12 protein-coding genes and 2 pseudogenes are annotated in these 11,626 nt (G+C 55.8%); 7 read left to right on the forward strand and 7 right to left on the reverse strand.

Translation table 11 applies throughout. The features are described from left to right. Positions 1-148 precede the first annotated feature (148 nt). The 4 genes from LPA44_RS15900 to LPA44_RS15915 all read left to right on the forward strand — a co-directional run bounded on the left by LPA44_RS15900 (position 149) and on the right by LPA44_RS15915 (position 3,230). Positions 149-520: a hypothetical protein gene (locus LPA44_RS15900; protein WP_230890483.1), complete on the forward strand. Its 372-nt coding sequence runs from the start codon at positions 149-151 to the stop codon at positions 518-520. Between the two features lie 157 nt (positions 521-677). Further along, entirely contained in the window at positions 678-1,328 is a 651-nt protein-coding gene (locus LPA44_RS15905) for a hypothetical protein (protein WP_230890484.1), read from the forward strand. After that, positions 1,325-2,236 (forward strand): S49 family peptidase, encoded by a 912-nt coding sequence (locus tag LPA44_RS15910; protein WP_230890485.1) that lies wholly within the window; start codon positions 1,325-1,327, stop codon positions 2,234-2,236. Before LPA44_RS15905 ends, LPA44_RS15910 begins: the two co-directional genes overlap by 4 nt. Then, positions 2,223-3,230 (forward strand): GldG family protein, encoded by a 1,008-nt coding sequence (locus LPA44_RS15915; protein ID WP_230890486.1) that lies wholly within the window; start codon positions 2,223-2,225, stop codon positions 3,228-3,230. The genes LPA44_RS15910 and LPA44_RS15915 overlap by 14 nt, the downstream gene beginning before the upstream one ends. 680 nt (positions 3,231-3,910) lie before the next feature. Here the strand turns inward: LPA44_RS15915 and LPA44_RS15920 are convergent. The 3 genes from LPA44_RS15920 to LPA44_RS15930 form a co-directional block, all read right to left on the reverse strand. Further along, complete coding sequence (locus LPA44_RS15920) at positions 3,911-4,291, reverse strand: hypothetical protein (RefSeq protein ID WP_230890487.1); 381 nt, start codon at positions 4,289-4,291, stop codon at positions 3,911-3,913. A 177-nt stretch (positions 4,292-4,468) separates the two neighbouring features. Further along, a complete protein-coding gene (locus LPA44_RS15925) occupies positions 4,469-4,795 on the reverse strand; it encodes a hypothetical protein (RefSeq protein WP_230890488.1) in 327 nt (108 codons plus the stop codon). A gap of 206 nt (positions 4,796-5,001) precedes the next feature. Further along, positions 5,002-5,169, reverse strand: coding sequence for a DUF1931 domain-containing protein (locus LPA44_RS15930; RefSeq protein WP_230890489.1), 168 nt, complete (start codon positions 5,167-5,169; stop codon positions 5,002-5,004). 133 nt (positions 5,170-5,302) lie between these two features. Between LPA44_RS15930 and LPA44_RS15935 the strand changes: the two are divergent. Continuing rightward, positions 5,303-5,583: pseudogene (locus LPA44_RS15935) on the forward strand (helix-turn-helix transcriptional regulator). A gap of 93 nt (positions 5,584-5,676) precedes the next feature. On the opposite strand, the gene LPA44_RS15940 reads toward LPA44_RS15935, so the two are convergent. Both LPA44_RS15940 and LPA44_RS18290 read right to left on the reverse strand, forming a co-directional pair. Beyond that, the gene (locus LPA44_RS15940) at positions 5,677-6,237 is read right to left on the reverse strand and encodes a TATA-box-binding protein (protein WP_230890490.1); all 561 of its coding nucleotides are present in this window, start codon (positions 6,235-6,237) and stop codon (positions 5,677-5,679) included. 588 nt (positions 6,238-6,825) lie between these two features. Beyond that, a complete protein-coding gene (locus LPA44_RS18290) occupies positions 6,826-7,692 on the reverse strand; it encodes a PQQ-binding-like beta-propeller repeat protein (protein ID WP_230890491.1) in 867 nt (288 codons plus the stop codon). A gap of 841 nt (positions 7,693-8,533) precedes the next feature. On the opposite strand from LPA44_RS18290, the gene LPA44_RS18490 reads away from it, so the two are divergent. After that, positions 8,534-8,680: a DUF7563 family protein gene (locus tag LPA44_RS18490; protein ID WP_353635594.1), complete on the forward strand. Its 147-nt coding sequence runs from the start codon at positions 8,534-8,536 to the stop codon at positions 8,678-8,680. A gap of 153 nt (positions 8,681-8,833) precedes the next feature. On the opposite strand, the pseudogene LPA44_RS18295 reads toward LPA44_RS18490, so the two are convergent. Beyond that, a pseudogene (locus LPA44_RS18295) lies at positions 8,834-8,956 on the reverse strand (ATP-binding protein); the annotation flags it as partial. Positions 8,957-9,517: 561 nt separating this feature from the next. Between LPA44_RS18295 and LPA44_RS15950 the strand changes: the two are divergent. Beyond that, the gene (locus LPA44_RS15950; protein WP_230890492.1) at positions 9,518-10,819 is read left to right on the forward strand and encodes a Cdc6/Cdc18 family protein; all 1,302 of its coding nucleotides are present in this window, start codon (positions 9,518-9,520) and stop codon (positions 10,817-10,819) included. Between the two features lie 394 nt (positions 10,820-11,213). On the opposite strand, the gene LPA44_RS15955 is transcribed toward LPA44_RS15950, so the two are convergent. Beyond that, on the reverse strand, positions 11,214-11,432 hold the full coding sequence (locus LPA44_RS15955; RefSeq protein ID WP_230890493.1) for a hypothetical protein: 219 nt from the start codon (positions 11,430-11,432) through the stop codon (positions 11,214-11,216). Positions 11,433-11,626 lie beyond the last annotated feature (194 nt).

The following is an 11,626-nucleotide window of genomic DNA, read 5'->3' on the forward strand; positions in this document are numbered from 1 at the left end:
CTGACGCCGCGTTCTTCGTCGGCGCAGCAATCGCCCTCGCGTAGGACGGGTAAAACTGACCCTCACGGCCTATTCGAATGCCTGGATTCTCAACACAGACTTCAAGAAAGGGAAAGATTTCCAAGCGTGCCGATCGAACCTTGACGGAATGGCCGTTGACAAGTCGCTCCCACTTGCGGTCGTGTTCGGACTCCTCGTCGGCGGTCTTGTGTACCAGTTCTTTCTCCCAGACTGGTATCCCGCACTTGTAATCGCCGCTATCTACGTTGGTGCAGCGTATTTCTATCTCGCCTACGATCTCTCCCTCTTCGGCGCACAGATTAAGTTCGCCGACCGCTCCGACAAAATCGGCTACGCCGTTGGGGTGTTCGGACTGAGTGTAAGTCCTCTTGCACTTGGTGAATACGCTGCGCTACAGGCTTCAGCAGTCGCTGGAATTATCGTGTGGGTCGTTGGGATACTCACCTTTCTCCTCTTAGCGACAAAGGCTGCCCACAGAGAACAACCCGAGCCTCAATAGTAGTAATCATCCGACACCTGTTACTTCTCTGCTGGAGAAACCAAATTGGCCAGTACGGCTCAACACATGTGCTCAACCACTATTCGAGAATTCGCTATGGCTTGGGCTTCATCGGATATGTTTTGTGCCCCCTCGAAAGATGAAGATATGGAGAGTAATGAATACTACACAAATGCGAGTGGCGGTAACAGCCGCCCTCGTTGCCCTCACGCTGACTGCAGGCTGTATCGGCGGGCTATCTACTGATAGCTCCGTCAACGCCGCTGCAGTCGGAGACGCGGTTGAACAGCGACATGCCGCCCTTGACGGCTACGACGCGACGGTCTCCCGTACGGTCGAGGTTGGCGACGCCACTATGGAGACTCGCGCAATCGTCACCGTCCATGGCGATCAACGAGAGGTTATGTATACGGCTGGACCGAATGCTGGTGAAACAGTTACTAGCGCAGCCGATAGTGGCCCGGTCTTCACCACGGGACCAAGCAATACTGGCGCGGTTGCGCCGGCTAGTTATGGGGCACTTGCGGAAACGCTTGTCCGAACTAGTAACGTCTCCGTTGATCGGGTAACTAGCTATGGCGGCCACCAGACCGCTGTCGTTGAACTCACGCCGGCGGCGGACGCAACGGCGACAGGGACGGCGAACGTGACACGTACCGTCTGGGTGGATCTCAACCGCGAGATTCCCCTGAAGGTCGTCACGTCCTGGACGACGGCTGACGGGCAGCCGGCGACCGTTACCGTCTCCTACGACGACGTCGATCTCCACGAAGATAATGCATCGAATACTGCTGAGGTGGCGATGTGACGGCCCTTGATGGCTCTACTCGCCAACTCACGCTCGTTCTCATCGTTGTTGGTCTCCTCGTCGGCGTTGCGGTCGCACCACAGGCATGGGATCGTGCGACCGAGCCCGACGGCACGGTCGCCGTGGTGGAACTCCACGGCTCGATTACGGGTGACTCTGCGACCGCAGTTATCGACGACCTCCGGGACGCCCGGCAGAACGACTCCATTCAGGCGGTTGTTCTTGACGTGAACAGTCCTGGTGGGACGGCGTCGGCGAGCGAGCAGCTCTATCTCGCGGTGAAGCGCACCGCGGGTGAGATGCCTGTCGTTGCGAGCGTCACCGGCACTGCGGCCTCCGGGTCGTACTACGCTGCCGCGCCCGCTGACGATATCTACGTCACGCCCGCGTCCGTCGTTGGGAGCATCGGCGTGCGCGCCACCCTGCCCTCGGCAAGCATTCCTGAGGGGCAAGTCGTCACTGGTCCGGACAAAGTCGGTGGGTCGACGCCTGATGAAGTCCGTCAGCGCGTGGAGACGCTACGGCGCGCGTTCGTCGGTTCCGTCTTCGCTGAGCGCGGCGACCGCATCGAACTCACACGCGAGGAGGTCTCGCACGCGAAGGTGTACGCAGGTGCGAGCGGTGTGGAGAATGGTCTCGCGGACGAAATCGGCGGTGTCGACACGGCCATCGGGGCCGCTGCTGACGACGCTGGCCTTAGCAACTACGACGTGGTACGCATGGAAGCGCCCCAGCCGTCGGTGCTCGCCCAGCTTGGCCTCTCCGCAGACACCACTGGCGACGCAACGACCGAGCAGACCTTCGAGTACCGCGGCGTCGACACCGTTCAATATCTCATGCTGCATGGAACCATTACAACCGACACAGCTCGTAACGCAACGGAGGTGACCGCGAATGCAACCGCGTAAGGTTGCACGCGCCATCGGCGTCATCGCCGTCGTCGCTGCGGTCGTCGTCGCAGCAGCCTACGCCGGCGGCCTCATACTAGGGGCGCCGACGCAGGCCGCCGCACCGGACGCACCCGCCTACGACACAAATGAACTTGTTGCTGAACCCATCGAAGACGATGGGAGCATCACCGCACCCGCTGACGGCGACTCGAAGACAGTCGTAATTGATATGAGCCACGGCAACGGCGTCAGCGAGAATGCTCTCCAGCCGCTCGTGGATGCGCTCGTTGCCGCCGACCACGAGGTTCGAATGTATGCCGGCGGGTCGATGAGCATCGGCGCCGAACCCGGCGCGGCATTCAACGAAACGTTGCGGAGCGCCGACGCGCTCGTCGTCGCCAGCCCTGCGACAACGTACTCGTCGAACGAGGTCGCGGGCGTTGAAGCGTTCGCTGACGCCGGCGGCCGCGTCCTGCTGGCTGCCGAACCACCGACAACCACGAGCACGACGTCGACTGTCTCGATTCCCGGCCTGACGTCCAGCGGGACGGTGACGGCTGCGGGGCAGCCGACGAACCTTGCAGCGACGTTCGGCATCTCGTTCGGGAACGGCTACCTCTACGACATGGCCGAGAACGCGAACAACTTCCAGTCCGTCTACGCGGGCGGTGACGACGGCGTTGCCAACGGCGTGGAGAATGCAGTCCTCACCGACGCGACGCCCGTGACAACCAGTGGGGACGCTTCGTCGGTGCTCACCGCCAGCGACGTGTCGCTGTCGTCGACGCGCGACGAGGCGTCGTACACCGTCGCCGCACGCAACGGGGACGTGCTCGCCGTCGGAGACACCGACTTCCTGACGTCCAGCGCCACTGAAGGCGACAACGACGTGCTGTTGAGTAACGTTGCGGCGTTCCTCGTCACCGGCGACAAGCAACCCGGGATCCCCGCTAGCAGTCAATCCGGCGGGCAATCGTCCGGTACAGGCACGACACCCGTGATGGCTACCTGATCGGGGAGACAGCTCTGCATCGAGCATCTGGCACGTTGTTCATCTCGATTGGTACTCATCCGCACCGATAGGGATTTGCGGAGCATACACTCTTTGCCCTCGGGGCAAGCTTCGTGCCAGTCGGCCTGCTCCGCCGGTAGATACCCCGAAAACTTGTTCGGTGGATAGACGCTCTGAAACGCCCATGATAAGCATATACATATCGCAAACGGGGGTGGAGACAGTTGTTCAGTACCGTTCGCAAGGGGGGTTATCTCACCGCGCCGGAACGTTCATACAGGGCTTAACCAACATTCACTCCGAGAAACTCTCCGCTGTTGGTTAAGCAGAGGCGAGTCGTTGATTCCGTACGGATACTTCGACACGCCCAAAACCCTGATTATGGGCGGTAAAGGCGATTCAATTTGTTCTGTTCCGTCTACGCTTGCGCTTCTACCGAGGGTGATTCTGTGTTAACGTGATACTGATCGCAGAGGATTAGCCTTCGTATGGCTGTGGGTCGTGTGTTGTAGACCACATGGGCGTGTCAAACTTAGCAGTGGTTGCTAGCGCAATTTCTTTATTCAGAGAGGTGCGTGAAACTGGAATAGTCGAATCGGTAAGCAAGTCTGCGATTTTGTAAGTTATATTTGAGGTTGGTGTTAACCGAACTAGAATGTGGATTTAGAACAGGGTTGGTGTTACTGCATCCGAACGTAGTATTCGACAGCGGCTATCACCCCGATAACAGCGAGGAAGAACGGCCACACGGCGACATAGAAGCTGGTGAAGTCCTCCATCGAGCCTCCCGGGAGTCTGTCTGCGAAACAGTACCCGGAGAGCAGGATCGTCAGTAGGGGAGCGGTGAGTAGATTGTACTCGAAATAGAGATAGAACGGGACAGCTCCGAGGAGGAAGGTCCCAGTAATCCAGAATGCCCACGCTCCAACCTGGGTGGCGAGAGTGGTTTGAGGACCAGGACCACTTGCACCTAAAACAAAGAATGCCCACGAGTGGAGGAGTGCAGTGTTCAACACTCCAGCGGCGATTGTGAGGGCGAGACGATTGTTTGAGGAGGGCATTATTTATTGACAATTATCTATCGGCATAAATGCACCTAATTTTGCCATCGTGAGCATTCCAATTCGAATTATTGTACTGAGCGAAAGCACTCCCTAAATCAAGGCGAGTTCTTACCAGCTGATTTGACGCGGCACAGCCGCTCAGTCGATGAGTATAATGAACAGTCCCTCCAAGAGTCAGGGAGCCGAACCAAGCAGTATGAATGCCGTGGTGGCTACAGTCGTAAATACAAGTGCCACGACGAAAGCTGGTAGTTCGATTTGAGTTTGGATGATTTCCGCTCTCCGGAGAAGTGGCAGTAGTAGGATCGCAATTGCAGCCTCAAGAAGCACGGCCCCACCTGCGGCAGGGAGGATTGCTGTAGGAATCCCAGCAGCTGCATGAAGATACGCAAGTCCCAGTAATAGGACTCCGAAAATCAGTCCGCCAATCCCTAATAATCCTATTCCAAGCGTTCTTCCGACGGAGTTTCCTATATTTCGGGAACCGGAAGCAACTGTCACAGAAGGAATACTGTAGTGTTCGATAAAATAGGTACCGTTGAGATAATACTCTGTACTGAGCGATTCGTGAGTCCCTGTACGTAGCGGCGGTTTCATTCCCGGCCCCAAATAAAGAAACCGTACTGGCAACTACTGTTAATTCTACACAGAACCTTCGAAAGGAATTAGAAATCTTCGAGTGACGAGTGCGCTCGCGGAATCCGGAGTTACAGGTCGCGGGGCTGGACCGTCTTCCGGTCGTTGGCCTCAGCACGCTCTGCGGCGTCATTGAGCAGTTCAGCGACTTCCTCGTTGAGGGCGTCGTAGAAGTCCGCCGAGACGTTGTGCTCCGAGAGTTCGTCCTTCACGGCTGCTTTGACGATGAGGTCAGACATTCCATCATCAAATTCTCTTGTCCACTATATAAAGGTTAGAAGTTTCTCACCGCGGATTTCGGCCATAGGACTGCAAGACCCACTAGGATATCAGAGGGGACTTATTCAACCCCATAGAAGTGGATACAGACGGATGCACGATCTAACTGGATCCAGCGGGACCTCTTGTACGTGATCGCTGGGCTTGAGGAACCACACGGGCTCGCAGTTAAGGCCGAACTCGAGGACTACTACGAACAAGATATCAATCACGGCCGGCTCTATCCAAACCTCGACGACCTCGTCGACAAAGGCCTCCTCGAGAAGGGCGAACTCGACAAGCGCACAAACTCCTATACGCTCACCCAGCATGGAGAACGAGAAATTGCTGCTCGCCGCGAGTGGGAAACCCAGTACGTCGACCTCAGCGAGTAACATCCCTGTTTTCAGCGATCAGGGACGGGTAGATGTCACCCACTCCAGCAACATGGCTCCTTTCGTGTAGTTATCGTTTTAGAGACCATGGGCTTACTCAAGCAGGCCGAGTTCAGTGAGGCGGTCTTTGACGTGTGCCAGCGCGTGCTGGGCGTCCTCAGATTCATTTGCACCAGTAATCACGAGTTTCCCACTACCGAACAAGAGAACGACGACATCGGGTTCATCGAGTCGATAAACAAGGCCGGGGAACTGTTCGGGTTCATACTCGATTTGCTCCAATCCCAGCCCGATCGCTATCGCGTTCAAGTTCAGCGATTGCTTGAGGTTGGCACTGGAGACGATATTCTGCACCTCAATCGGCGGATTACTCGCGACATCGATACCTAACTCGCGGATATCATCGAAAACGATCCCGAGAGCTTCGTGAACGTCATCGACGCTTTGCGCGCCGGTACAGACGACTTTCCCCGACCGGAAAATCAGCGTGGCTGACTTTGGCTCTTGGAGGCGGTAGACGATTCCAGGGAAGTCCTCGGGGTTGTAGTCGGCGCCGGGAAGGTCTGTGGAGAGTTGGTCGAGGGCGAGTTCTTGGCCGATATCACTGGATGCAACGACGTTCTCGATTTGGATTGTGTCCACCAAAGTGCTCATACAGAGTATTCGTCGGACAACTCACTTAAAGTACGGCGGGTAGGAATGTGTGGCGCTGGTGAGACCCTCAACGGCTACTAGATCCGAGCGTAGATTGGTAAGGACAGACGCTGTATCGCTCAATCAGTGGAACGCCGTTACGTGACCTCCTCCGTTTCGAGCCACTCCTTGAGTTCCCAGAAACAATCGGAACACAGACGCCCTTCCAGTGTCTCGACCGAATCCGACGGATGCTCGATTCGGTACCGCTGGTGGCGTTCCTGGGATGAGCCAAGTTCCGTCCCACACTTATCACAGTACTCAACCATACCAAGGGGTTGTCGCTGACGAGGGGAATATTTGGGGGCCCATTCGTTCAAGCCCTCTCAGTAGGGCAACTTCGGGTTGCATATACAAGTCTATTTATCGTTTATCATAGGTGAAAGAATCGGTAAGTACAGGTGAACGAGTTAGTGGTCCACTCTCAGATTCCAGATTTATTGAGTGAAACTTCGTCTGTTGAAATCGCCCGCTGCTACCAAGATTGAGCGACGATCTGGTACGTTAGGAGTCCGAGATATCTTGGTTCTGGGGAGTAGCGGCGTACCGTCAGTCCGAGTCGTTGTCTGTCAGTGCAACGACGGTTCCCTGTTGGCCACCGACGTAGAGCCGGTTGCCCGTTCTCATTACGTCTTGGGGTGCGATCGAGAGGGTGGAACGCCACTGGACTTGGCCCGCCGCACGCGAAAGTGCAACTACCTCGCCATGGCCTGTCCCCTGCTCAGGATTCGTTCCGTATCCGACGACGAGCGTCTCCCCGGTAACCGCAGGCTGGCAGAGCCTGAATTCATCACCAGTACCGACCGACACGTTCCGGCCCGCGAGTGATTCACGGTGGAGCCACTCCAGTTTCCCCGTTGCCGCCTGCAACGCGAACACGACCAATTGCTCCTGCTGTTCGTAGCTCGCAGCAACGAACACGTGATCGCCGTCAGTCGCCAACGGTGAGTAGGCTGCCGCGCCCTCGCCCGCATACCCGGGGAACTGCCATTCCACGTCCTCGCCAGCTACACCGACGGCCAACGTCTCCTGGGGGCTCGTCCCCCACACAATATCGTGTGTGAGGACCGCTTCTCGGTCACCAGTGACCACCGGATGCGACGGGAATTCGAACGGCAGGTGCGTCCGCTCAACTTCGAGGCTGCCGTCAGACAGCCGGACCGTGAACAGCGCTTGAACGTGGCCACCGTAACTCGCCCACACCCGCCGGGGAGTCACCGCTAGGCCGTAGGGATCCTCAAGGGCAGCTTCGTCAATTTGATCGCCCAGATACAACCGCCACCGTTCGCTTCCATCGCCGGGATCGATCCCGTGCAACCCGTAACTACTCTGAATATACACGGTCTCCGGTGTCGCTACTGGAATGGGGGAAAAATCCACCGCAGAGTTAGACGGGGATAAGAACTTCTCGGGCACGGTGTCGGCGACCTGGTCGTAGAGGTTTCGTCGCCACTAAATCGTGCCGTCACCTGCATTCACGGCGATAACATCGGTACCGCCGTCAGTCATGTAGAGCGATCCATTGACGAGGCCACCGAATCGCGGTACTCGACGCCCCGACTGATACTGGATACGGCGGTTCCATCGGTGCTTGCCATCGATGGCATCGTAGGCACGCAGGTGGAGTTCGCTGTCGAATCGACCCGCAGTAATCACCTGGTCCGGGGTTGCAGCGACGAGTTCGCCAGAGATCAGGGAGGCGGAGGAGGTATCAGTAATGCGGTCCTGCCACTTGATGGTCGGTGGCGTCTGAATCTTCTGGGGGCTCCGTGCTATGTTCTGTAAATCAGCGTACTTGAAGCGCCAGGTATCCGTTGAGGGCGACCAGGAGGTTCCTAGTGTATCTGGTGGGCGTTCGTTCGGGCCATTTCCGAGAGGTAACGAACTGCACCCAGCGACGCTCGCTACACCGGCGAGACCGATTGTTCGGAGGGCATCACGCCGAGATAGGGAGGGCATTCATAGTTGGATTTACACCAATTGGCAAAATATCTGGTGAAGGCCGTGCGTATGAGTACTATCGCCAGTTAGTGCTCATCCTCACTTACCGGCTGTTTCACCGCACATAGTATCTGATCAATAGGATTTCAACAGCGCCAAATTTGTCACTCCATAGCCAGGCGATCTATGCGACAAGGTATTGAGTTGTGAGCTTCCCAAGACTGAGTCTGGAACAGTTGTGGACGCTTCTGCAGTTCTACTCGGTCGTTTCGGCGCTGACAGAAAGCCTATGACCGATAAGATGACTGCTACTGGTATGCCGGAGTGCCAGAACTGTGGCAGCCACGTCACAGATGTCTACGTTCGTGTATTTACACCGGACTCTATCGACGAGCCACGTGTGTGTCCGAACTGCGAAGACATGACTCGCAGCCGCGAAGGAGTCCGTGAGAAACGAACATGATCCAAGCTGTCACGTATCGCAATATCGAAAGAGCCGATGGCTGACCCCTGACAGACTGGCACTCTACAGTGTTATCAGCCTGAGGGGTGGCGGACTTCGTAAGTGACCGATGATTCTGACCTCTTTTCTCGTCTGTCTCATCAGGATGGGCGATTAGCAAGTGGTAGTGATCTCGAAGCTGGCGCCACCGCTTGGTCCATTTGTTGCCGAAACCTCCCAGCCGTGCCGACTGGCAACTTCCTCGACAATACTGAGCCCGAAGCCGGTCCCCTCGTCAGCAGTTGTATAGAGTAGTCGTCTCCTCGGTAAGTCCCGAGGTCGATAGTGTCAAAAATCTCTCGCTCAAATGAGCGAAACCGTTGGAGCGGGCTGGACACGAGCAAGGACAAGACGAGGAGAGACCAAGCAGGACGTCAAGCGGATTGGTGCTGGAAGCGTGGTTTCTCGTGGACGATGCAGGAGATGGCAAGATAAAGACAATCACCCTCAACCACCGCCTCCACGACTTCCAACGGGGCAATTCTTTAAAATACACCCTCTCCCCACTATTTCCAACTCTCCACAGGATGCTGGACAACAGGATGGGTTCATCGGTCGGAGGACACTCTTCGAGTGCCTCACTCCCTTTGATTTGAACCCACTACGGTTTTGGTTCTGCTGTCAACCACTTACTTGTTTCCCTATCTAGAGTGTAAATGCTGTAGACTGCACTTGTTATCCTAGTCTAGGTTGGAAATAATGGGGAGAGGGTGTTTTATAAGTGTTCGAGGGGTTGGAAGTCGTGGTAGGTGTGGAACCCTCTGGTTTTATGCCAATCGCTGTCTCACTCCATCAGTAATGACTGAGTATTTCGACGACAGCCTTGTCGAGGATGTCTTCATCAAGGACATCTCCTATCTGAAGCCGGAATACCAACCAGACGAAATCGAAGAACGGGGCGAGGAAATGGATGAATACGTTAATCTTCTCGCTCCAATTCTGAAAGGATGGGACGCCGACAACATCTTTCTCTTCGGCGAGTCAGGTGTCGGCAAGACACTCGCCACACGAACACTCCTGCCCGAGCTACAGCAGAAAGCAGAAGACAACGGTGTGGACGTAGACATCGTGGAGACGAACTGTTCTGGCTCGCAGTCATCGTATCAAGCCGCCATTGACATCGTCAACGAACTCCGCTCTCCGACAAGCCCACTCACAACCATCGACCTGGATGAGCCCGAACTCAGTCGCACTGGGTATCCTTCCTCAGAGGTCTACGAACAACTCTTCGAGGGGCTGGCGAACGGTGACGATTACGTCATTCTTGTTCTGGACGAAATTGATGGGCTCGGTTCAGACGGCGAACTCCTCTACCAGCTCACTCGGGGGCAGTCTATGGGTCAACTTGACTCAGAAATCTGCATCGTCGGCATCTCCAACGACCTCTACTTTAAAAATAACATGAAAACCTCAGTGCGGGACACACTCTGTGAGTCAGAAGTTCACTTCCCAGAATACGACTCTCAAGACCTGCAGTCTATTCTTCAACGCCGAGCAGAGGACGCATTCTATGAGGACGCACTCTCCGAGGACGTTATCCCGCTTTGTGCTGCGGTCGCCACCAAGGAACACGGGAGTGCCCGTTACGCCATCCGCATCCTTCGGAAGGCAACTCAACTCGCTGAAGATGAGGTTCGGAATGCTCCAGAATCCACGCAACCGTTTGAACAAGTGAAAGAACGCCATGTCCGAGAGGCAAAACGAATCGTCGAGGAGGAGACGGTCACTCGTGGAATCAAGAATTTGAGCGATTCGCAGCGGTATCTCCTGCTGTCCATCTCCCAGTATCATGCACGAGCCGAAACACCGGCTGGCACATCGGATATTTACGCTACGTATGAAGCAACAGTCAAAGAGTATGGGAAGAGTGCTATTTCCCGGCGTGGAGCGCACAATAACCTGCTTTCAATGGTAGATAAGGGCATTCTCCACATCTCCAATAACGCTCGCAATCAGCGTGGCGTCCCAAATCGTTACTCGCTCGTTACAGATTTGGAAACTGTAGCGTCAGCACTAGAGGAGTCAGATCAGACAGATGATGGATTTATCTTAGATGATTTGCGTGCGGAAGCGAGAGAACACGGTGTATTAGATGAGTGAGAAGTAAGTTGGAAGTCGTGGGGGGTGTGTGGTTAAGAGCGTGGAACTCCTCGAAGCCGTGGAAGCATGGGTTTTCGGAGAAGTTGGAAGCCATGGGGGGTGTCTGTTATAAATATCTGCCGGGAGATGGAAGCCGTGGAAGTATGGGTATGGCACACGTCAGACACCATTCCGTCCCCTACTTATCCGGACTGATCCACGCCGACTTGCGATAATACGGGGAGTAACTTCTCAGAATGAGCGGGTTCTGCAGTGTAGTCGAAAACGGTGAAGCGGTGTATCGCCGGTGCTCCTCCACGGGGATGGAGGGCGAAGGGTAGTGACAGGTAATCTGGCGGCAGCGGTCTCAATTCTGGCGCCAACTCGGCGATACACACGGTAGTGATTACTCGTGTTATGTATTCTTTCCGACCACTCGAATACTTTCCACAGCCAACCTACTCGCCTTCGTGCTCTCTAACTCCGGTTGTTCCCAGCGCTCCTCGATCTCCTCGGCCGCGCTCTCGAACCGGTCTGCCCGCCCGCGAAGATCGTCAAGCACGTCAGCCGGACTGTGGGCGCGCGCTCGGAGCGTGTCCTGTTCGTACGTCTCAACGTACTCCCGGTCGGTCAACGATCGCAAAACATCGTCGCTCTTCCGTAGGAGATTGTTGATACAGTTCTCTCAAAGGGATTGAGGATCATCCGTCTTTAGTTAAGCGAGAAACCGCGTGATAGCGGCGGCTTATCGAGGCACCTTTCGGAAGGAATGAGGAAGTCCAGTCTGTGCACGACAAGGACTCCTCATCTCGGATTATGCGTCGGCTC

This window comes from Halobacterium sp. KA-4 (assembly GCF_021028995.1).
Classification (GTDB): domain Archaea; phylum Halobacteriota; class Halobacteria; order Halobacteriales; family Halobacteriaceae; genus Halobacterium.

Coding starts and splice junctions, on each gene's coding strand:
- LPA44_RS15900 (WP_230890483.1), top strand. CDS start 149: ATGGCCGTTGACAAGTCGCTCCCACTTGCGGTCGTGTTCGGACTCCTC.
- LPA44_RS15905 (WP_230890484.1), top strand. CDS start 678: ATGAATACTACACAAATGCGAGTGGCGGTAACAGCCGCCCTCGTTGCC.
- LPA44_RS15915 (WP_230890486.1), top strand. CDS start 2,223: ATGCAACCGCGTAAGGTTGCACGCGCCATCGGCGTCATCGCCGTCGTC.
- LPA44_RS15920 (WP_230890487.1), bottom strand. CDS start 4,291: ATGCCCTCCTCAAACAATCGTCTCGCCCTCACAATCGCCGCTGGAGTG.
- LPA44_RS15930 (WP_230890489.1), bottom strand. CDS start 5,169: ATGTCTGACCTCATCGTCAAAGCAGCCGTGAAGGACGAACTCTCGGAG.
- LPA44_RS15940 (WP_230890490.1), bottom strand. CDS start 6,237: ATGAGCACTTTGGTGGACACAATCCAAATCGAGAACGTCGTTGCATCC.
- LPA44_RS18490 (WP_353635594.1), top strand. CDS start 8,534: ATGCCGGAGTGCCAGAACTGTGGCAGCCACGTCACAGATGTCTACGTT.
- LPA44_RS15950 (WP_230890492.1), top strand. CDS start 9,518: ATGACTGAGTATTTCGACGACAGCCTTGTCGAGGATGTCTTCATCAAG.